Below are 22,627 nucleotides of genomic sequence, written 5' to 3' on the forward strand. Positions count from 1 at the left end.
TTATTCTATTTATATTTTTTAGAATTATGACAAGGTGAATCTGATAAAGAACCATAAGCAATCACTTCTTTTGGTTTAGTTGTAAAACTTACTGTACCATTTCCATTGTCTTTCCATCCTTGTGCTTCTATATATTCTTGATCTACTTCGATCTGTATTGGCTGTTGTGATTGTTTCGTGGAAATAGGTTGTCGCTCATCTCTCCAGCCATAATTGCTGTTGAGAGGATCGCTTGGGCTTTGTGGAATACCCCCAGATCCTCTGTCTACAAACTCATTAGGTGCTTTACCCGATCGCGTAGCGCAAACCTGAGCAACTGTAGGAATATTAATTACTGGTGGAACGAAGGCTGCTTTAATAAAATCAAATTGCAAGGTATTTATTTGAACTATACCGTCAATTCCTCTGTCTGAAGTAGCTGTAATTTTACTATCAAAAGAAGGGAAGATTCCTTGAGTATTGATAGTGACATTACCACCACGCCCCTCAAAGGCATTTGCTGTAATTTTGCTATTCTCTAAGAGAAGCAATAGTTCAGTATTAATATTAATGTTCCCACCGTTTCCCTTACTTTCTTGCTGTCCAGCAGATGTAGAGATATTGCTATTGCGTAATAGAACATTGTTCGCATTGAAGATAATGTTACCTCCCTCACCTATGGAAGTGGTTGCGGTAACGCCTCCATTGTTTGTGATGTTAATGTCTTTAGCTGTAATTTCAAGAATTCCTGCATTGCCTGAGCCATTATTTCTAACACTCACTTGAGCATTGGTATCAATATTCACTAGTTCAGCATTAATAATTAATTTGCCTCCATCTCCAGTAGGGATAATAGGCACTCTATTAAATCTAATCCTCAAACTATTATCTAAAATAGTTCCTGATGAATCTATAAAACTAGGAAGTTTGGAATTTGAATCTACTCCTGAAATATCTACTGAGCCAGAAGCGTTAATATTAATATTCCCAGCATTTCCAAACGATACAGTACTTGTAGAGATACCCGCACCATCTCTGATTATTAGCTTTGAGGTATTAATTTCCAAATTTCCAGCATTCCCACTACCAAAAGTAGCAGCATTAATTGTACTAGGTCCAATAATAGGCGACCTACCTATAATATTTATGGTATTATTCGCGTTTATTAAAACATTACCTCCTTTCCCACTATTAAAAGTTGTAGCTCCTAAACTGCTTCCATTCTGGAGTGTAATATTTTGTGTACTTAATTTTAAATTTCCAGTATTACCAAAAGAACTAGAAGCTGTAGTTATATTACCCCCATCTTCTAATATCAAATTTTTGATTACTCCAGTAATATTTCCACTATCTCCATAATTAAGATAACTGAAACTATTAATAGCACCATATCCAAATTGATTAACAGAAGATGGAGTAGAGCCAGTAATTTTTAAATAATCATTGGCATTTATTATTATTTCACCACCAGGAGCATTACTAAAAGTAGTAGTAGCTATCTGCGCTCCACCAATAGTTATTTTATTTGAATTAAGTTCAATATTTTCTCCAGGCGTATTTCCAAAGTTGCTAGTATAGATACCACTAATACCAAATTCTGATGCATCTTTAACTTCCAAAAAATCAGATTTAATACTAATTTCTCCATTTTGCTTAAATCCCTGATTTTGGCTCATAATTAGCGCACCATTTAATACTTTTACATTATTTCCATGTATATTAATAGTGTTTCCTTTACCTTCTGTACTATTAACATAAACTAAAGCATTTTTTAAAAAACTTATACCTCTAAAAATTATTTTATTTCCGTAATTTAAGAATAACCTGTTACTTTCGGCCTTAATATTAACTTCTCCTTGCTCTATACCTGCTAAATCAATTCTTCCATTTTTGTTACTAAGGACTCCTCCATCCAATAATATTTTTCCTCCTATTAAAGCTAAGGTATTACCAGGTTTTACTTGTAAACCCGTAGAAATTATACTTGCATCTATAGGGGATCTCAAGATAGAGTTCTGAATGGGAAAACCATTACCTTGTACATTAATTTCTCCAGAGGTATCATAAAACTGCAATCCAACAGGTACATTTAATGTTAACAAAGGAGAATGTTGAGTTTCCGTAGCACTAAATTCTATACCATCAGTAAATTTAATACTATTTGCTGTAGTTGCCAAAAAAGAACCACCAACGTCTAATCGCGCATTTGCTCCAAAAGTGATTCCACTTGGATTCATCAGATATAAGTTAGCTGTTCCATTGGACTTTATCAGTCCATCAATATTAGAAATAGATCCACCAGTAACTCTAGTAATAATATTTTGAATATTTAAAGGATTATTAAATATAGCTGTGTTATCGATAGGTATCGAAAAGTATTGAAAACTATGGAAAAGGTTGTTCCCTACCTGAGTGCCCTCTTCAATAATTCGATTATTTCCTTCTATTCTAATATCAGTGTTATTAGGTAAAGTAATATCTGGAGTAATTTGAGCTTCAGAAGGAAAGATGGCTGCAAAAGAAATAAAAACTGTAATTACAAGCGTATTGATTATAGTCTGCATTTTTTTAATTAAAGATGCAAGTTTTGATTGATAGACAAAAGTAGCTCTTAGATCAGTATTAGAGATCAGGGCAAACGCATCTAAAGTATAAGAATCCTTTAATAGCAAGGGTTTCTGCGTTTTTGAATTTAGCTTATTTTTCCGTCAATATCCTTATCCAGCAAGGGTTTCAGAAATCCCGTGCGTTCGCCCTGTATTAGAGATAGGAAATATTATTAAATTTATTCATGAATAAACTTTGAAGAACTTCTGCTTAAAGATTCAATGAGGTTAAAGTGATAGCTAAGTAGGTAGATACAAATAAACCTAACTATGTAAGAAAATGTAAAAAGCTCAAAACCTTTATGATTGCTTCACTCTTGTAATGACATAGTTATAAATTTTCTTGCCTACCTACTTGTTTTATTTAAAGATGTTATGCTGCTTCTATCGTGTCAGTATCTTTAAGGACATAATCAATTACTTTAAATACTGCCTGAACTTTACGGGTGCGCCATTCATCAACTAACTTTTGCACTTGCCTCGCAGTCATTCGTCGCATCATTGCTTCATAAAGGTAGGCAGCATGACCTGTTTCATCTTTAGCGATGCTTAACATGCCCAACTTTAAGTTATGAGTGGCACGCTCATCATCAGGCAATACGTTCGCCATTCGCATATAGTCTTTACCAGCATCCAACTCCATAATATAGGTACTGGCCATAAAGATATCCCAGTCAATCACGGCAGGGCTAAGTTGTTCTTTGCTATAGCCTTCATAGTATGCGGCAAAGAGAGGACTACGCCCTTGTCTTGATTGACTTTTAGGTGGAGTTTCAGGCTCTGAATTTATGGAATTTTTATCTATTTGCTTTAACGCATGAGCAAAAATTTGGCTATGTTTAGTTTCATCCAACGCGTGTTGTTTTAATTTTTCTGCGAGCCATGTATCGCCTTCATTAGCTGCACGCTCACTAAGTGCAGACAGAAATCCAACGGAACCAGCCTCTGATAGATGTAAACCCTTAAGTACAATAGGGCGAGTTTTAGAGTCACGGATTTGAGAAGCAGTATAGTAAGCAACAGCTCCTGAGCTTGCTAGATGCATGAGATAAGTCAAAAAATTCATAAGGTATTTATGCTAGGTTTTGTAAGCTACATTTCTTATGGTAGTACTCGAAATACATTTTAAAAGCCTTTTAGAACGACTTTTCTCATGCTAATGGTGATAGCAAAAATTATCTCAATTTTTAACTTGGGCATCTGTTGCATCTTCTAGTAAGTTATCTAGATTAATTTAAATCAGTTTTTATACTATGTTGCTAGTTACTGATAATTACAGTTTTTTACATTAAACCTTTCTTTTAAGATTGCTAATTTAAGACTATTTTTACAAGTTAAAATCATGATTTTAATCTTGAATTTAAGCAAATAACATTTATATGCTTGATATTAGATGGTTAAAAACTAAAAAAACTTTGAGATTGCGATCGCGCTTTAAGAGTTCAATAAATACTATGCAGATCCAAAGGGAGGAGCTAGCAGCAAAGTAGAAGACCGCGTTTGCCTCTTTGTCTCAATGAGATTTTGGCTACTATCAAGTCCTTTGGCTACATAAAAACTCTCCTTTACTACTAAAGAATGATAAAAGCCAGGGTAATTTTGTGCTTTGGACTCATTTTAGCCTGATAAAAAAGGGTTAATAGTTTCGCTTTGGAGGAGCATTAAAAAATTTGCCTGTGTTTGCAGGTGGATAGGCGAAACGTTCTACCTCCGGTTCTTGTTTCAGCAACCCTAAATTTATGTATAGGGTTTCTCGCGCTAGCGAACCATCCCCTCTCCGCCTGTGCTTCTTGTTGATCAAAACTTTACTATTAGTATTAGACGGTTAATGTTGCATTTACTTCTGACTTTTCTTGGTATCATCGTTTATCTAGCATTGGCAAGGTGTTTATTTAGCCAATGGTTATTTTTCTTGAAGAGTGATAGAGAAATGAGTCGAGAACAGCGCTTTTTGTCTAGGATAATTTTAGTCTTAATCACTATTTTCTAGTACCTTATAGTACTATGTGCTTATCTAAAATTACTGAAGTTTTATCGCAAATATAACAAAGAAATAAATTTATTGAGAAATCAAACAGATATCTAATCGCAAATCTAGTTTAACGTGTAAATTGATACTTAAATATTATTCTTCATCATCTTCATCCTCATAATCATCATTACCATGTTCTTCGTACCACTTTTTCTCTTCAGCTAAGGTCATTTCTCTCTCAATCATTTTTCTTTCTAGGGCTTCCCTTTCAAGCTTTTCCGCCTCAAGCTTTTTTCTTGAAAGTATTTCTCTTTCTATTCTTTCTCTATCTCTGGTTTCTCTTACTATCCTGTCTCTCTCAAGTTGAATTAAGCGCCGCTCTACTCGCTTACAGTATAAATCCAAAGCTTTACCTGTGGCTGCTCCGTTAATTGCACCACCAGCTAAAAATATTATTACAGTTTTCCAGCCTTGAATGAAATTACCGCTCCACTCTAAACTACCCTCATTGAGCCACACCAGTAGGAAGTAGACGAGAATTCCAATAACAGTATTGATCAGTGCAAAGACTCTTGGTGTCATCTCGGATTGACGGAGTATCAGCCATTGCGCTAGGGTGAGAATCAAACTAAAGATTACCGCAGCAATTCCTGAGAGAATCACATTACCTGGGAAAGTGAATGGATTTATTGTCAAGTTAATGATTAGTGGCACAATAACCAGAGCCGAGAGGAAAAAGCTGATAAATAAGCTAGCACTAATCGCAATAAACCAGTAACGACCGAGATAACCCAGGCGAAATTCTAACAACGACTCTTGTACTCCAAACAAAGTCATCCAAAATGCAATACCTGCTGTCAAATAATCAAGCATTAGCCCTTGTTTTACTCGTATGTTAAAGAGGGTATTTCTAGAATAAGCTGAAATTGAATTCAGTTGGCAGAAGTTAGAAGTCAGAATTGAATTCAGGTTCCTGACTTCTGAAGTTTTTCTTGTTAACTGTGGTATTCGGCTGATTTTCGTTAAAGTATTCTTTCATCGGTGCAAAATATAAAAAGCAATGAAAAACCCCAACCTGTTTAAAGGATGGGGGCATAAATAAAAACTCTATATTTCCATGATGACACAACTCAATATTTGTTCGACTGCTGTCAGCCTAGAGGTGGGGCAATGAACAAACCACCATCCAGACGCAAGAAAATTACCCCTGCGACATCTGAGGAACCAAAGCTAGCAACCGACTCTGTGAAGGACAATACTTTTGAGCAAGATAACCCAGCCTCAGCAACGATTACGGTGACGGCTGTTGAAGTAAAAGAGTTGACCGACCAAGAACAAAGCTTACGCTTGCAATTGGAACGTCAGGTAGAAAGGGCATTTTTGTCAGCAGGTCAGGCGCTGATGGAGTTGAGAGACAGACGGCTATACCGTTCCACGCACCAGACTTTTGAAGAATACTGCCGCGAACGCTTCAATTATAGTCGTGACGCGGCTTACTTGAAGATTTCAGCGACTGTGGTTTATGAGAATCTTCAAAAGTTTTTGCCGACCAATGGTCGGCAAATTCCAATGCCAACCAGCGAACGACAATTGCGCTTTTTGGCGAAAGCCGAGTTGGAACCGGCTGTGCAAGCGGATGTCTGGCAGCAGGCAGTAGAGCAAGCTGGTAATAAGATTCCATCCGGTCGCATAGTGAAAGACGTGGTGGACAGGATACGCGAAAGTCCGAAAGTACCCAATCCTTATCATATTGGGGAAATATGCCTTCTGTTGCCGAAGGATAACCCGGAATTGAGAGGTAAAGCAGGTTATTGGGGCGTGGTAACTCATGTTGGGCAATACAGTTGTACAGTCCAGACCTGGGACGGTGACTATACCGTAAAAATCGAACACCTGAAATCACTGGAATTGCTTGATGAAGATTGCCAATTCATGCAGCAGTTATGTGTGAGATTACGGCAGTTGCATCAAGTGGCGACCCGTGACGAGGCTGTGGATTGGCTGTTGCAGGGTTTGGGGAAACAAGCTAAACCGTATCTGTCATCCTTGCAAGCAAAGCTGCTGGCGGCTGTGGAACGGGAGTACAACCTGGTTTGGAAGCAGCAGAAGTGACGAGACAGCTAGTTGTGACTTGAAGAAGATTTTGGACACGTTGTCCATCTTTACCTTCCAAAAATGGATGTCCAAGTTTACCTTCCAAGAACGTCAAAAAAATAGCATAAAGGAAAACTAAACTGCTCAAACTCTATGCCTGTATGGAAGATAAAGGTTTTGGTAATAGCGATACTTACTGCTGCAAGCGATCGCAAAGCTTGTGAAAAATCCTAAGAGTTGGGGAAAAAGTTGGACAGGAGCCGTATTCAAGCGGATTTGTGTCCATTTTCTTCTTCCATTTCTGTTATTCTGTCCATTTTCTTTTTCCAAAAGAGCGTAGCTTGCCGCCGAAGGCATCGCTTGCTTAATGCCTTAACGAAGTTATAGGTATTTCAGCTTGCAAATTGTCCAATTTCTTCTTCCAAACCTGTCCAAAATCTTCTTCAAGTCACACTAGTAAATAATAGGTTAATCCAACAAATACACAATGCAACAGTGCAATAAATAACTCGTTGTATGGAAGCGGTAATTGGAAATGAGTGTCTTTGCTCAATACTTACTAATGATAATGCAAAGAAAGATAGTCTTGATATTGGCTTACTTACAAGGCTAGAAAAGAATCTATCCAACCCATAAGTTTTTTTACCCTACTACGGCAGCCCTATCTATTCAAAGTTTGCGATCGCACGCAGGGAAATTTATGCGAAGACAATAACTTTATTACATCGGCCCTCTCTTCATCCTCTTATTTTGGCTAAGGTATTGCCATTCAGGGCATTATTTATAACATCATTAACTTTTAGGAACCGCAGCACAGGTTAATGGTTGTTGCGCCTGAGTAGGAGATTTATCTGCAATTAATTCGATTTTGCCTTGGGCATTACGATGCCAAGAAGTAGCTTGGATCAGAACTTCTGAAGATTGGGTTATTTGTGGTGTAATAGAACTATTTTTGCGATATGTAGAGAGATCGCGGATATCAGACCAAGTGCGATCGCTCGTCACTTCCTGTGTAGGATTTTGCGGTACACCACCGCGACCCGTTGCTACAAATTTACTGCCTTGATCATTGGCGCAGCCTGTAGCAATTTGCTGTGATGGATCGGTGACATTTGCTGGCAGCCCAATTAAGCCAGAATTCGGATCCACGCCGAGGTTGTTAATTTGAACTGTGCCACTAATACCAAATTGAGAACTAGCGGTGATGTCATTTTCCAGGGTGAGTTCGGGACGAAACTGCAATCCGATCTTTCCCTGAGTGGTGATTTGAATATTGCCACCCCTACCTTGAACTGCATTAGCAATAATGTCGCTGTTTTCTAATCCAACAACGAGCGGTGCATTGATATTAATATTACCGCCATTACCATTACCGCCTGCTGTGGCTACGATCGCGCTATTGCCACGTAGTATTAACAACTTTCCAACTTCTAACGCGATATTACCGCCATTACCTGATTCTGTTGCTGCCTGGATGCTGGTTTGACGGTCTAATTTAATGGTATTAGCTGTGATGTTGAGGCTGCCACCATTGCCCCTACCTTGGCTAGTAACACTCACTGTTCCGCCATCCATTAATGTCAGGTTGGGTGTAGTAATGTTCACATTACCCGCATTAGCTATTAGTATGTCTGGCAAACCAAATAGCTGCTGAAATTGTGGGTCTAATCGTAAGACAGATGAGTTGATGCTGCTGTTATTGCTGCGGCTGCGGCCACTGATCTCAATTGATTCTGTAGCGTTAATACTCAAATCTCCACCATTACCTATAAAGAATGTAGTTGCAGCCACTACTCCACCATCGAGAATTTGTAACTTAGCTGTATCTAGCGTCAGGATTTTGGCATTTCCCATTGCAAACGTAGTTGAGCTAATGCTGCTATATAGTCCGAAGGGGTTTTCTCCCATGACAGTGGTGTGATTGTTGCGAATTGTCACCTTACCGCTAGAGCCACTGCCAAACGTAGCTGAACTCAATGAAGCTCCACCTGATACTACTAAACTATTGCCATTGACAAAGATGTCGCCAGCGTTCCCCGAACTATAATAGCTAGAAGTGCTAAGAGTACTGATGCCTGTAGGATTGATTGGTGAAAAGCCAGACAGTTCAATTGCAGTTGCCTGAACTTCGATATTGCCACTCGCAGCTGTTCCCACAGTTGAACTATTCAACCCTGCTCCCTCTTGGAGTGTCAGTTTGGGAGTAATGACGCGGATGTTGCCGCCAGCTGCGCTACCAAAAGTTTCACTGCGAATCCCACTCCAAATTGCCGCATCGGTTCTACCAATCATGTCTATCGCTGCGGATGCCTGAAGGTGAATTTCTCCACCTGCTAAATAACCAAAATTTTGCGCTAGTACCACTGAACCATCGATGAATTTAATGTGTCGCCCCTGAACCTGTACAGAACCTGCATTTACCCCACTAACATCCAATAGCGATCGCTGTGCTAATTGAATATCGCCAAAGCTTTGCCCATTCTCATATCCCAAGGTATAGCCCTGTGCAGTGGGTATGAGGCTAACCAGTCCTGTACCACTCACACTCCCTAATTCTACTTGCCCTTGTTGGGCAGTCAGAGTTGCGCCATTCAGATGCAAATTGCCACCAACCAAAGCTAGGGTTTGTTCTGGCTGTACTCGCAGTTCGCTAGCACTAGGAGCCACAATTATCGGAGGCAGCCCACTGGGATTAGGATTGCTCAAGGAGTGTCCTGTACCTTGAACGTTGATGGGTGCAGGATTGCTACCTAGTTGCAAACCAATGGGAGCATTGATAGTTAACAATGGGGTAATTTGGGGATTAATTGCGCTAAATTCAACACCATCTGCAAATTTGATACTTTCGGCAGTTGTGCCAATAAATGATCCGCCAATGTTTAATTGAGCGTTTGAACCGAAAATAATTCCACTGGGATTAAGCAGAAATAAATTAGCGCTACCGTTCGCCTGAATTAAGCCATCAATGTTGGAAACACTCCCGGCAGTTACACGACTAAAGATATTTTGTACATCTGCGGCATTGTTGAAGATTGCCGTACTACCTGCGGGTATAGAGAAATTACTGAAACTATGAAATAAATTATTACCTTTTTGTATCCCATTAAAAATATTAAAATTATTACCACTTTGGTTGACAACGGTGTTAGTTGTACCATCTGATATTACCTGAGCCATTGCAGGCAGTATCAGGGTAAAACTGAAGAACCCAATTGTGAATGCTCCCAGTTTGGTGATCGCTCTCATAAGATTAAGAATCTCTTGACATATAGTACTAGGGTTCCCAATCAAGGTAGTAGTTTTAACTATCAATACCTTCGCCAATTTACGAGGGTGAGATGATGATACTTTAACCATTAACTCCCATTTCTTTGAGGGTTGGCAAAAACAATCAGTCCTAAAAATTCCTTTAAGGTTTCCCACAAGAGTTTTTTAACGTATTGACGGCAGGATAGGGTTTTAGATTCCAAATCACATTTTCATCAAGCCGCTTATATATGCTTAGTTTTGCCATTTTTGCCATAATTTATCTAGGCTCTTATTTTGGCAAAGGTATTGTAATAATAGATTGCTTCAATAACTGCTTGAGTCTGTCAAGATCATAAATTTTCTTTAGTTGCTCAATTAATTCAAGGGGAACGTTATTAAATCGAGTTTCTAGAACTTCGCCAATGGATTCCACATCTGGCTTTTCCCGTTAAGTCTCTTTTGCAAGCTGCCAGCCCTCTCTACGAGACGCTACGCGAACACAGAGGTCGTGTAATTTTAACCAACCTCGCCACAGTACCTGAATACCAATGGGTGTTTTACTTCGATGTTCTAAGTTCTTGATTTTGATTTGTAGCCCCTTAAGAGCGTTAGCGGAGTTTATCGTAGATATCGCAAGCAGGACTCCCCTTATATGGCGAATGTATTGTTATTGGTACTAGTAGTCTGCCAAGGTAATTTTGCGTGGTGGCAAGCAGAGGGGCAGGGGGGAAAGAACTTGTATAAATCTCTCCTCTGCTCCCCTGCTCCTCTGCCGACCTCCACAAGCGCAATTTTGGGTTGGCGAACTACTAGGAAGGAGAGCTTTTCACCCAGACATTATGGTTGTGATAAAAATCACCACGCTGTTCTAATGTAAACCCACCCAGCAATAATCCCAACCATACTTCTACCACCGGCATTTGCAACACACGTTGCAGTTTAACTAAAGAAATCTCATCTTTGACATTTATCAGATGGTTAGCGATTGCACTCTGCCATTTTTGGACATCCTCATCTGATGCCAAATTGCGAACATCTTCTAAAGTTGTCACCTCATCGAGCATTGCCAAAACATTCGCTTTTTCAACAGGTGCTGCTACAGAATTGTCCTCCTCAGTAGGAGATGAAAATTGGTGTGGGCCATGTGGTCTAAAGGTTTGTGGTATTTGCGGTTCAATCAAATCATCTAAATCTAGGTGCATTGTTGTCCGCACTAGACCAGCAAAGAGATCGGTGCTAACAACAGGCCCCAAAAGACTATTGCGATCGCGGGTATCTTGCAACAGCATTTCGGCACGAGACTTGAGAATATCTGCAACTTGACTGAAGGCAAGCGCTGCGGTTAATAACTGTGCCTCCAAGGGTAATTTTTCAAGCTCCGCATCCAAACAATCCCACATAGCATCAAGGGAAGAAGTTGGTGGAGATTCAGACAACTCATCTAATACATCCCAGATGGTTAATTGGCGGTATGTGATCATTGCTACAATTCAGGATTTAACGGGCAGGGTCGCACTGGGCAGTAGCTTGAGCTAATCTCAAACATATCCTTATATTGATATAGTGAAACACTGTATTGTTTTGCAAAAGCCTGCAACACCTGATCTGTATAGGCGCGGATCTTGCCAGCCGTTAGCCCAAAGCAGTGAATTGGTTCCAGGCGACAAATAGGCTTTTGCCCCAGCCAGAGTTCTGCCGACATCGCGTGTAATGGTTTATCCCCTGGTTCTTTATACAAATACAGCACTGCAAAATATGTTGCTGGTGGTTCGACTGTTACTGAATCAATTTCTGCTGAATTATTCTGCGAACGGTGGCGGTAAAACGAACGGCGATTATGACAGACTTTGGGATTCCAACACCCGTCCCCTGCTGTTCCATGCAGCACTTTAGCTTGGGTTGTTGGTAACTTGGCGCATAACTGACACTTGGGATCAAGTGGCTTGGGCATACCTTACTCCACTTCCTCTCCGATTGCACGATAGTAAGCAGCGATCGCTGCTTCTTGTTCGCTGCGAAGCGTATAGCGCCGAAACGCTTTCTCGCTTTGATGTCCAGTTAGCTTTCGTGCATGGCTGGGGTCAACTCCCAATAGCAATAAGTCAGTAGCGTAAGTATGTCGAAATGAATGAGGGTGCAAATCCTCAATATGAGCTATTTCACCGATTTTTTCTACAGCGAAGTAAATCCCGTGATAACTCAAGCGTTCACCCTTGTATGAAGCATGGTGTGAAATCATCAGTGGACTAAGGCTGGACAACACCTCTCCTTGCTGTTCGCGCAATTGTAAATAATCTGCCACGACTTCCCGACTCTCTTTTCGCAGTGGAACTAAGCGTGGTTCATTGGTTTTGGTGTCTGGTAAAAATAGCAGCTTGCCATCAAATGAGCCAACATTTAACTGCACAACTTCCCCAGCCCGGAGTCCATGACTAAGAATGTGAACGAGTGCTGTATCCCGTTGCTTTGTTTCTCCCAGCAATTCCAACGCTGACCAAACCTGTTCCATTTGTTCTGGGGTTAAACTCTGGGCTGGTGGTAGTGGCACTTTTTCCAGTTTTATCCCCAGTGTCGGATTAGTAGCAATAATTTCAGGATACGTGTAGCACATCCATTTGAAAAAGCTTTTGAGTGCCGCAATTCCGGCATTGATGCTGCTTTTTGAAAGGGGATTACCTGCATCAGTCCGTATTTCATCACGGAGATATTCTTTATATAGCGCAAGATGACGCGGGCGTAGCTCATGATAATGCAGCTCACTCCATGCCAAAAACCGCTTTAGTTCTCGTTCGTAAAGCTTGCGGCTGTTGGGTGCGAGATTGTTGCTGCGTAAAAATTCCAGTACTTTTACCCACCGTATATCTGTGGGTGCAGCTATTTTTTCTGCCCTGCTTCTAGATTCTCCCTGTAGGGTTGATGGTGCTTGATCCTGTATGTGGATCAACTTGATTGGCGGTAGGTTGTCAAACTGAGGATTATTTACCATCTTGATCGCGATCGCCTAGAAGCAGTGTGGAACTAACACCCAAAATTGTATGTGACTTTAGGGAAAATCTGGCTATCGTGTCACTAGAATGCTTCTCAATCTTGGTACTGAGGTGAATTGTTGAAGATGTTTACAAATCTTGGGTAAGTGAACTAACTGTCCTTAAAAAGCCGCCATAACCGGACAGTTGCCATTTTTCCCTCATGATATAGCACTAACCTATTAGCGTCCTTGTCTGCGCTCACAGATTTATATCCTCATGAAGCGGCTCAAGAATTGTCCAAATTGGAAGTTGTTTGGGTAGATCAGGGCTATTCGGGAAAAAACTTCGCTCAAGCCGTCAAACAGGTTTGCGAAAACCAAGTTCGTGTTGAGGTGGTTGAGGTGATTGAAAGGATATCAAAAACATTTGAGCGATTGCCGAAACGATGGATTGTGGAAGGGACGTTTGGTCTCAAAAATTAATTATGTAATATTTGAAAATAAAAATGCTTGGGCAGAAAAAGCTAGTAATTAAATGAATTTTAAAGAAATTTATATTTTAGCTAGAAAGAAGCTAAAAATTTCTATTGATATTTTCTATATTGAACCTAAAAGAACTAGTAACACGCTTAGATTTAGATTTCAGGATTAACTAATTAAAATCCAAAAACAAATAACCTATATTTAGGAATATAAAAAATTCGCTTATTTATATCTCAAGTAAGACAGTAAACTTAATTTGTATATTGAGATACCAAACATTATCTAACTCAAGGTAGAGGATTGCTGTTTTTTTATAAACTAAATTCGTACTAAGTTCATATAGATAGCTTCAACTATCTTAGAACTAATTACTAGTTAACAAGAGTTGCAATTTTATTACTACCTGCTTGATTATCTATTTGGTTAGCAGATTTAAATTGGTATCTGATAAGGAATCTGCGAAGATAAATTAAGGGTTTGCAATTTAAGGGTATGTAATTAACAGAGATTTTGCATTTACCTAGATACTTATGAATATGAAGTCAGACCTAAAAATTATTTTTGATAACTGCGCTTCATTGGACTGATTTTTTTGAAACAAGATTTTGATTTACTGGTTTAATATTTGTTGGCATTTAGACATAGATATAGAATATATTGCCAACTTAGACAATAGCCGTAATCTTGAATATTTAGCAGGGCAAACCAATCTAAAGTATAAGAATCCTTTAATAGCAATATTTGGTAAATATTAGAATTTACAGAGATTAAAATTTACATTCTATCTTTCTTTACGCAAATTTAATTTGCGGACGGATCTATTAATGAGGTTTCAAGCGAGCTAATTTAAGCAAAGAATTTTAATACAAAATTACAGGAAGGGATTTATGAAGCAATTTACTGTGAACACAACCCTAATGGGCAAAGTTACTGATATTGCACAGGAGCAAGGAAAATTTAGTATTAAATGCCGTAGTGGAGATGAATTCCTGGTTGCAGTTAGTACGGAAACACGATTTCAATTTTTACAAAATTTGGATGGTATAAACCGCGATCGCGTCCCAACTCCTGAAGATTTTCATCAGTCCTCACCAGCTGATTTAGTGAGAAAATACATCCAGTCGGATAGCTTAGTAGTTTTGCAAGGGGTGTATCTAGAAAATAATGGTAGCCGCCAATATGATGCCCGCATTGTTAACTTACTAAATTCATATAGAGGTCAAGACGAATTAGTTTTTGAGCAAACTCACTGGTGGCTGACCCAAATTGCCCGTCTAGCAGATAGTTGGTTAGGTTTTTTATTTCCAAATAAACAAACCTATGAAATAGATGATTTTGCTCTTTACCGAACTAACCTAAATATCATCGGTTTACCAACAGATGATGAGATTCAAGAATCTGCTACTCTTTCCAGACTGATCTATGGTCTTTCCTCTGCTTACTTGCTAACTGGAAGTGAACGCTATCTTTCAGCGGCTCGTGCTGGAGTTCAATACCAACGTGAAACTTTTCGCAGTTTGACATCTGATGGCAAACATTGTTTTTGGGCATTTGGCAAGCGCAAGACAAAGTACAGTTATCAGTTGTATATACGTTCTCTCAATGAGGATGATAGAGATACAATCCCACTTTACGAACAAATTTACGCCTTAGCTGGATTAGCTCAGTACTATCGAATCACTTTAGATTGGGAAGTACTTGATGATATCAAGCGGACTGTTCGTGTCTTTAATGATTTCTTCACTGATCCAGAATCACAGTACGGTAAACATGCTTACGGTGATTATTTTTCACACCTTGATTATGTGACGTTAAATTGGGATAGTCCTGCTCTTGGTGATAACCAAGCCAGAAAAAATTGGAACTCGATTGGGGATCATATACCGGCTTATTTAATTAACGTGATTTTGGCATTAGAACCTTTGCCATTAACTGATCATGGTCATGAAGAAATTGGGAAATTTTTAGAAACCTGCAAAAAGATTCTCAAAACAGTCTCCACAATCATTGCCGATAGATTTACCGATCCAGATCCTAACGTTCCATTTGTGAATGAGCGATTTTTGCGAGATTGGAAACCAGACCATAATTGGCGATGGCAACAAAATCGTGCCGTTGTTGGGCACAATTTGAAGATAGCCTGGAACCTGACTCGTGTTGCTAACTATTATTACTCCTTAGCCGTCCAATCTGCCGCTGGTAACGCGCAAGAAGCCGAAGAATTACAACGTTTAGCTGATAAGTTGATGAAGCTAACAGACAATTTAGGCATGAAGATGGCAGAGATTGGCGTAGATTTATTTAGGGGTGGAATCTTTGATACTTTAGAACGTAATCCTCAAAATGGAACGCCACTAGAATTTCCTTGGTTCAACACTAAAGACTTTTGGCAACAAGAACAAGCTCTATTAGCCTACTTAATTCTTCATGGTTGCAGTAATGAGATTCATGAACAAAAACAAGAGTATTTGCGGTTAGCACGAGAAACAGCCGCATTTTGGAATCTATTCTTTCTTGACCAAGATAATAAAGGTATTTTCTTCCGAGTCAGCGAGAGTGGAGATGCAATTACTTCAGGACAGTATGCACAAAAAGGCGGACATGCAATTTCTGGATACCATGCCTTTGAGCTAAATTATTTGGCTCATATCTATATCAGTAGCTATGTGACAAAAGAACCCTTCTGTTTGTATTTCAAACCTGACAAACATTGTCGCCAGCGCTCTCTCAATGTTTTACCAGATTTTTTTAGACCCAATACTTTGGAAGTGAGCAGAGTCAGCATTAATGGTAGCGATCGTACCACAATCGATCCTGATAATTTTCAAATTGAACTGGGAGAGAAAGAATTTGAACTTGGTTCAGAAGCAGAAATCATTGTGGAATTTACACCCAAGACTTAGGAGATAAGTTATGGTGACCCAAATGCTAGAAGGAAAGAAAGTCGCCATCCTTGTAGAAACGGAGTTCATTCCTCAGGAAATTGCAGCTTATCGGCAACACTTTCAGGAACTTGGGGCGACTGTGCATTTCATGTCTCGGCTTTGGGGAAATGAAAGTGTACGATTTGTCAGTGATGTGGATGAAGTTGGTGAATCTCTGCAATATCTTGATGTAAACATTGACTTTCAGAAAGTAGATATTAATGAATATGCTGCTGTAATTATGGCTGCTAACTACACCAGTGTACGTCTGCGCTACTTTGAACCACCATCAGGACAGGAGATTAGTCCAGAGCAAACTCGTACTGCACCAGCAGTTCAGTTTTTTGCTCAAGCAATGGCAAATCACAAGATTATCAAAGCTTTACTCTGTCATGGATTGTGGTTACTGACTCCAATGCCAGAACTACTCCGAGGACGAAGAGTAATCTGTCATGAAGTGGTGCTGGCCGATATTACTAATGCTGGTGCTGTTTACGTACCACCACCTGTAAATTCTCAACCAAATGATCCTGGAAATATTGTGGTTGATCAAGACCTAGTAACAGGACGAGCTGGACATGATGTGTATGCTTTTATTGATGCGATCGCTCACCAAATCGCATCTCAAGAACAATGTTGCGTAGAAACACAAAGGAGATGATCCGATGACCAAAATTCTGATTGTGCTATCAGAGTGGGGTTACTGGGGAGAAGAACTAGTAGGCCCCCTAGAAACCTTTGATGCAACTGGGTATCAAGTTGACTTCGCTACCCCAAATGGCAAAAGACCTGTAGCACTCGGGGTAAGCATGGACCCTACTTTTGTTGACCCACCATTAGGGAGACCAGTCACTACACAAGATATGGCTGATAAGGTCAGACAATTAGATGACACCAACAATCCACGGTTAAACAACCCAAAAAATCTTAGAGAGTGGCTCCCAGAAAGACCTTATTGGAGTTCACCAAAATTCTTACGGGAAATGGAGGAATATTACAGACAACTAGATGAAGTGCAACAAAGAGATTTGCAGTCATACGATGCCATTCTTATTGTCGGTGGTAGTGGTCCGATGGTTGATTTAGCTGACAACCAGAGAGTACACGATCTCATCCTCAGTTTTTACCAAATGGGTAAGCCAGTCGCCGCAGAATGTTACGGCGTTTCATGTCTGGCATTTGCCCGTGACATTGGCGATCGCAAGAGCATTATTTGGGGTAAACACGTCACAGGCCATTGCCTGGAATATGACTACAAAAATGGTACGGGATTTAACGGTACTAACATCGACCCATGTCTGAACAATATTAACTTTGGCACGCCATTCTATCCTCTAGAATACATACTCCGTGATGCTACAGGGCCAGACGGACAGTATCATGGCAATGTCGGTAGACCAACATCAGTGATTGTTGACTATCCGTTTATTACGGGGCGCTCTACGCCAGACTCTTATCTCACTGGTCAGAAATTGGTGGAAGTCCTAGAAAAAGGACTCAAGCGCTATGGCTGGTAAAGTCGGATTTTAAATATCTGGATGGTACTGCACGATAAACACTGTATGCAATTAATAGTTGCAGAAGGTAAAATCCATGACTAACAAAACAGGCCGCTTTGCAATTCTCGAACAATTTTTGGCAGATGGCATCCATTACATATTTGGTAACCCTGGCACATCAGAAGAAGGATTTTTGGATGCTATTCGGGAATATCCAGACCTGAAATACATCTTGACATTGCAAGAATCCGTCGCTGTGATGGCAGCAGATGGTTATGCTAGAGCAACTAAAAAGCCTGCTTTGGTGCAAATTCATAGTACCCCTGGTTTAGGAAATGCGATCGGCGCACTTTACCAAGCATACCGAGGTCACTCACCACTGGTAGTGATTGGTGGTGATGCAGGCATCAAATATCAGGCGATGGACGCTCAGATGGCAGGAGACTTAGTAGCTTTTGCCGAGCCAGTTACCAAGTGGTCAACAATGGTGATGGAACCATCTTCGTTGCTGCGGGTTTTGCGACGGGCTATTAAGATTGCTGCCACTCCACCAATGGGGCCTGTATATGTTTGCCTACCTATGGATATTTTGGATGCGCCTGTAGTGGAAGAAGTCAGACCAACCTCATTTCCATCGACCAGAGTTGTGCCAGATGAAGAATCTCTCAAAACTGTAGCAGCAATGTTAGCATCTGCTCAAAAGCCGATGTTTTTTGTAGGAGATGGCGTGGCTTATTCTGGCGCACAGAATGAGCTAACCTACGTTGCTGAAATTTTAGGTGCAGAGGTGTGGGAAGCTGATGCTGGCGAGTTGAATATGAACTATGTCCATCCTCTTTATCAAGGTATGACAGGACATATGTTTGGCTCTCAAAGCCGACTTATCACCTCTAAAGGTGATGTCAGCTTAGTTTGTGGAACCTACCTCTTACCAGAGGTATTCGCCGAGCTGGGCAATATCTTTACACCTGGAGCAAAAGTCATTCATATCGATCTCAATGCCTACGAGATTGCTAAAAATCACCTAGTAAACTTGGGTTTGGTCAGCGATCCGAAACTTACCCTCGCTAAACTAGCGGCTATCTTGGACGCAGTTATGACATCTAAGCAGAAAGAAGCTGCTAGGGCGAGAATTGCAGAAATTGGACAAGCCAAAGAAGCGCAACGCAAACGCGAGCTAGAACAAGATCGTAGTGTGAGGGATAGTGTACCCATACATTTCTCCCGCTTTGCAGAAGAACTGGCAACTCACTTACCAGAAGATGCAATTATCTTCGATGAAGCTCTCACTTGTTCCCCCCAGCTTACACGCTATTTACCTCCAAGCAAGCCAGAGCAATATTTTCTTACTCGTGGTGGTTCGTTAGGTGTGGGAATTCCAGGGGCGATCGGTGCTAAACTTGCTAATCCGGACAAAATGGTGATTGGCGTGACGGGAGATGGTGGTGCCATGTATACAATTCAAGCTCTGTGGTCAGCGGCTCGTTACAATGTTGATGCCAAGTTTGTTATCTGTAATAACCGTTCTTACAGGTTGTTGCAGTTAAATATCCAAGCCTACTGGCAACAGCAGGGTCTACCAAACTATGCTTATCCCCTAAGTTTTGATTTGTCTAAGCCAGATCTTCGCTTTGACGAAATGGCTCGTTCGATGGGTGTCCAGGGGATTCGGGTTGAAAAAACTGAAGAGATAGCCCCAGCTATCCAAAAGGCATTAGCCCACAAGGGACCATTCCTTATCGATGTGGTTTTAGAAGCAGATGTTCACCCTGAAATGATTGGTGTTCCGTGCGGACAGTAATTACGTAAGTTGCTAGCGGAATTGGAGTTAACAGATTTTCGAAGCCGTAGTCTTTCGCAGAACTAGAAACAATAAATCAAAAAATTGAACAAAATTAGTACTAACTGAAAAAGAGTTATGTCATGATCCATCAATTAATATTTGCTCATCCTAAACCAAGCATGAGTGAGAAAGACTTCCAAGACTATTGGATTAATGTTCATGCTGTTAATTACGCCAGCCAAATTCCTCAAATTAGAAGATATTTAATTGATTTGAGAATTCCCTTTGGACCAGAACCAGAAGATCCTCTTTTCAGTGGCGTTGCTGAAATTTGGTTAGAAAATGAAGCAGAACAAATCGCTTCATTGCAATCTAAAGAGTTTCTAGAAGGAGCGCGGAGAGATGAACCTAATTGGGCAGCCTTCTGGCGCACAGTTGGACTAGATACAACTGCTCACGTTTTGATGGTAGGAGAACCGTTACAAAGAGACTTTAATACAATCAAGGTTTTGATAATGGTTAAGCGAAAAGCTGGGATGTCATTAGCTGAATTTCGCCAAACCATGTTGAATAGTCATGCTGCTAAAGTCATGAAACTTCCAGGTCTACGGCGCTATCTTCAATGTCACGTCCGCGATAATTTTTATACGATTGGTGAATCTATTCTCGATTGCGTATCGCAGCTTTGGTTTAACGATTTGCCATCTCTTGAGACAGCTTTCAATTCACCAGAATATCAAAATCTAATTTTGCCAGAATTTGGGCATCTGTTTGAAGCTAAGTATGTTCATACTATGGTGACAACTGAAACTTGGATTATTGGCCCAGAATTTCGCTAAAGGGGATTCGATTTATGTCTAAGGAAAACGTAATTAATTTTTTAAGAGCCTGTACTAACGATACTGCTCTGCTAGAAAAATTTGAGCAGAAGAACTTACCTGAAGTTATTTTACATGCTAAAAGTTTGGGTTATGGCTTTAGCAGTGAGGAATTATCTGCTGTTATTGGAAGCATGGAAGCTCAGATTATTACAGAGAAAATGGGCGAGGAAATCAATGCTTACAGTAGTTTGTGGCAGCGTATGTGGGGCAAATATCGTCTGCAATATGTTGTTGAGGAATTATTTCGTACTTTTTCTAATATGGAACTAAAACAGTTTCTTAGTTAGTGAAAATCCTATGGCGAGAATAGAAGTAGTTAATTTTTTGCAAAGTCTTGTTCGACAACCTGAGTTACAAAATCAATTGAAAGCTCTCTCCAAACCTGATGTTTTGGTATATGCAGAGCGAGCGGGTTATAAGTTTACCGAGCAAGAGTTTGACGATACTGTTTGGGGAGTCGAGATTTTTTTAGCAGATAAGCTAGGAGAGAATTTCGATCTAACGTTTAGTTTGTGGGAAACAATGTGGGGCAAGTACTACCTTGAATATCTTGCTGTTAATGTAATTGATAGTTTGTCCCAAGAAGAAATAAATGCGTTTCTAAACCAGGGCAAAAGGTGGATTAGTAAATGAATTTCGAACATACATTTGATTACATTATTGTAGGCGCTGGTGCGGCTGGTTGTGTTATTGCTTACCGACTGATTAAAAATTTGGGTTGTAGCGTTTTGTTACTGGAAGCAGGTAATCCAGATAATAACCCTGCCATCCACAATACAGATATGCAATCGATGACTTCTCTGTGGGGTTCTAATGCAGATTGGGGGTATTCAACTGAACCAGAACCAAGTTTAGGTGATCGCCGCATCTCGATTGCTCAAGGCAAGGTTTTGGGTGGCGGGACTTCGATCAATGCCATGATGTATATTCGGGGCAATCGTCGCGATTATGATCGCTGGAAATATTTGGGAAATGAAGGTTGGAGTTACCAAGAAGTTTTATCATATTTCAAGAAGTCGGAAGATTATGAAGGCGGAGAATCTGCCTACCACGGAGTAGGTGGTCCTTTACACGTCATTAACTATCGCAATCCTGCACCTGTATCTCAGGCTTTCGTATCAGCAGCGATGGAATTAGGTTATGCGGGTAATGGGTGGGACTGCAACGGCGAACAACAGGAAAATGGCGCATTTTTCTATCAATCCACTCGCACTCAAGACAATCGGCGTTGCAGTACGGCTGTTGCTTTTCTCAGACCAATTTTCGGACACCCTACTTTTACAGTAGCAACTAACGCGCAAGTCACTCGGCTTTTATTCGCTAAACAACGAGCTATTGGAGTGGAATATCTGCAAGACGGCAACTTTCACCAAGTTAAAGCTGAATCGGAAGTCATTCTGAGTTGTGGTGCATTTGAATCTCCTAAACTGCTGATGCTTTCCGGTGTTGGATCTGCTGAACATTTGCAAGCTCATGGTATTCCCCTGATAGTAGATTTACCAGGAGTTGGCAAAAATCTGCAAGATCATTTACTATTTGGAGTCGGATATAGGTGCAAGCAAGAACAACCCGTACCTAACCTTCTTTCTGAAGCAGGTTTGTTTACTTACACCAACAGTAACATCGATTTAAGTACAAACTCACCTAATCTGCAATTCTTTTTTGGTCCTGTACAATTTGTAGAACCCCAGTATCGAGTAGATAGCCCTGGTTTTACTTTCGCACCAATTTTAGTCCAACCGCAAAGCCGAGGTACTGTCTCTTTAATATCTAACAATCCCAAAGATTTAGCCGTCCTGCGTCCTAATTATTTACAATCTGAAGCCGATCTCGATGTTTTAATTCGAGGAGTTGAATTATCTAGAGAATTAGTCAATACCCGTCCCTTTGATGAATTTCGAGGTGAAGAATTAGCCCCAGGAATTGCTGTAACTGGCAAAGCGGAATTAAGGGCATATATCTGTCAAGTTGCTTCCACTGTTTGGCATCCAGTTGGGACTTGCAAAATGGGAGGCGATAACGATGCTGTTGTCAATCCTTTGCTTCAGGTTTATGGAGTAGAAGGACTGCGAGTTGCAGATGCTTCAATTATGCCGACGATTACTAGCGGTAACACTAATGCTCCTACCATCGCGATCGCTGAAAAAGCAGCGGATATGATTATTGCCGCTCGGTAGTTCGGTGAAACC

The 22,627-nt window shown here is 40.4% G+C and carries 16 protein-coding genes and 2 pseudogenes; 10 read left to right on the forward strand and 8 right to left on the reverse strand.

The features are described from left to right. Window positions 1-5: 5 nt before the first annotated feature. The 3 genes from GJB62_RS31515 to GJB62_RS31525 all read right to left on the reverse strand — a co-directional run bounded on the left by GJB62_RS31515 (window position 6) and on the right by GJB62_RS31525 (window position 5,430). Window positions 6-2,651 carry a filamentous hemagglutinin N-terminal domain-containing protein gene (locus GJB62_RS31515; RefSeq protein ID WP_114083210.1) on the reverse strand — a complete coding sequence of 882 codons (2,646 nt, stop codon included), beginning with the start codon at window positions 2,649-2,651 and terminating at the stop codon, window positions 6-8. Window positions 2,652-2,958: 307 nt separating this feature from the next. Then, window positions 2,959-3,651, reverse strand: a complete 693-nt coding sequence (locus GJB62_RS31520; RefSeq protein WP_114083209.1) for a ferritin-like domain-containing protein — start codon at window positions 3,649-3,651, stop codon at window positions 2,959-2,961. Between the two features lie 1,059 nt (window positions 3,652-4,710). Next, window positions 4,711-5,430: a hypothetical protein gene (locus GJB62_RS31525; protein ID WP_114083208.1), complete on the reverse strand. Its 720-nt coding sequence runs from the start codon at window positions 5,428-5,430 to the stop codon at window positions 4,711-4,713. A gap of 297 nt (window positions 5,431-5,727) precedes the next feature. Here GJB62_RS31525 and GJB62_RS31530 point away from each other — a divergent pair, with 297 nt between their 5' ends. Next, complete coding sequence (locus GJB62_RS31530) at window positions 5,728-6,669, forward strand: hypothetical protein (RefSeq protein ID WP_114083207.1); 942 nt, start codon at window positions 5,728-5,730, stop codon at window positions 6,667-6,669. 485 nt (window positions 6,670-7,154) lie between these two features. Here the strand turns inward: GJB62_RS31530 and GJB62_RS31540 are convergent. From GJB62_RS31540 to GJB62_RS31560, 5 genes and pseudogenes are all read right to left on the reverse strand, one after another. Then, a pseudogene (locus GJB62_RS31540) lies at window positions 7,155-7,298 on the reverse strand (IS4 family transposase); the annotation flags it as partial. Window positions 7,299-7,443: 145 nt separating this feature from the next. Then, window positions 7,444-9,828: an S-layer family protein gene (locus tag GJB62_RS31545; protein ID WP_245246265.1), complete on the reverse strand. Its 2,385-nt coding sequence runs from the start codon at window positions 9,826-9,828 to the stop codon at window positions 7,444-7,446. Window positions 9,829-10,709: 881 nt separating this feature from the next. Beyond that, window positions 10,710-11,381, reverse strand: coding sequence for a hypothetical protein (locus tag GJB62_RS31550; protein ID WP_114083206.1), 672 nt, complete (start codon window positions 11,379-11,381; stop codon window positions 10,710-10,712). Window positions 11,382-11,383: 2 nt separating this feature from the next. Continuing rightward, the gene (locus tag GJB62_RS31555; RefSeq protein WP_159402640.1) at window positions 11,384-11,851 is read right to left on the reverse strand and encodes a hypothetical protein; all 468 of its coding nucleotides are present in this window, start codon (window positions 11,849-11,851) and stop codon (window positions 11,384-11,386) included. A 3-nt stretch (window positions 11,852-11,854) separates the two neighbouring features. Beyond that, window positions 11,855-12,886: a site-specific integrase gene (locus tag GJB62_RS31560; RefSeq protein ID WP_114085984.1), complete on the reverse strand. Its 1,032-nt coding sequence runs from the start codon at window positions 12,884-12,886 to the stop codon at window positions 11,855-11,857. A 258-nt stretch (window positions 12,887-13,144) separates the two neighbouring features. Between GJB62_RS31560 and GJB62_RS31565 the strand changes: the two are divergent. The 9 genes and pseudogenes from GJB62_RS31565 to GJB62_RS31605 all read left to right on the forward strand — a co-directional run. After that, window positions 13,145-13,339, forward strand: a pseudogene (locus tag GJB62_RS31565) (IS5/IS1182 family transposase); the annotation flags it as partial. 899 nt (window positions 13,340-14,238) lie between these two features. Further along, window positions 14,239-16,254 carry an N-acyl-D-glucosamine 2-epimerase gene (locus GJB62_RS31570; RefSeq protein WP_114085985.1) on the forward strand — a complete coding sequence of 672 codons (2,016 nt, stop codon included), beginning with the start codon at window positions 14,239-14,241 and terminating at the stop codon, window positions 16,252-16,254. Window positions 16,255-16,264: 10 nt separating this feature from the next. Further along, window positions 16,265-16,936 (forward strand): DJ-1/PfpI family protein, encoded by a 672-nt coding sequence (locus GJB62_RS31575; protein ID WP_114085986.1) that lies wholly within the window; start codon window positions 16,265-16,267, stop codon window positions 16,934-16,936. Window positions 16,937-16,940: 4 nt separating this feature from the next. Next, window positions 16,941-17,792, forward strand: a complete 852-nt coding sequence (locus GJB62_RS31580) for a type 1 glutamine amidotransferase domain-containing protein (RefSeq protein WP_114085987.1) — start codon at window positions 16,941-16,943, stop codon at window positions 17,790-17,792. Window positions 17,793-17,868: 76 nt separating this feature from the next. Further along, window positions 17,869-19,575, forward strand: a complete 1,707-nt coding sequence (locus GJB62_RS31585) for a thiamine pyrophosphate-binding protein (RefSeq protein WP_114085988.1) — start codon at window positions 17,869-17,871, stop codon at window positions 19,573-19,575. A gap of 122 nt (window positions 19,576-19,697) precedes the next feature. Further along, entirely contained in the window at window positions 19,698-20,396 is a 699-nt protein-coding gene (locus tag GJB62_RS31590) for an EthD domain-containing protein (RefSeq protein WP_114085989.1), read from the forward strand. Between the two features lie 14 nt (window positions 20,397-20,410). Beyond that, window positions 20,411-20,725: a Nif11-like leader peptide family natural product precursor gene (locus tag GJB62_RS31595; protein ID WP_114085990.1), complete on the forward strand. Its 315-nt coding sequence runs from the start codon at window positions 20,411-20,413 to the stop codon at window positions 20,723-20,725. A 10-nt stretch (window positions 20,726-20,735) separates the two neighbouring features. Beyond that, on the forward strand, window positions 20,736-21,071 hold the full coding sequence (locus GJB62_RS31600; protein WP_114085991.1) for a Nif11-like leader peptide family natural product precursor: 336 nt from the start codon (window positions 20,736-20,738) through the stop codon (window positions 21,069-21,071). Further along, window positions 21,068-22,615 (forward strand): GMC family oxidoreductase N-terminal domain-containing protein, encoded by a 1,548-nt coding sequence (locus GJB62_RS31605; protein WP_114085992.1) that lies wholly within the window; start codon window positions 21,068-21,070, stop codon window positions 22,613-22,615. The genes GJB62_RS31600 and GJB62_RS31605 overlap by 4 nt, the downstream gene beginning before the upstream one ends. Window positions 22,616-22,627 lie beyond the last annotated feature (12 nt).

Source organism: Nostoc sp. ATCC 53789, from assembly GCF_009873495.1.
GTDB classification, from domain to species: domain Bacteria; phylum Cyanobacteriota; class Cyanobacteriia; order Cyanobacteriales; family Nostocaceae; genus Nostoc; species Nostoc muscorum_A.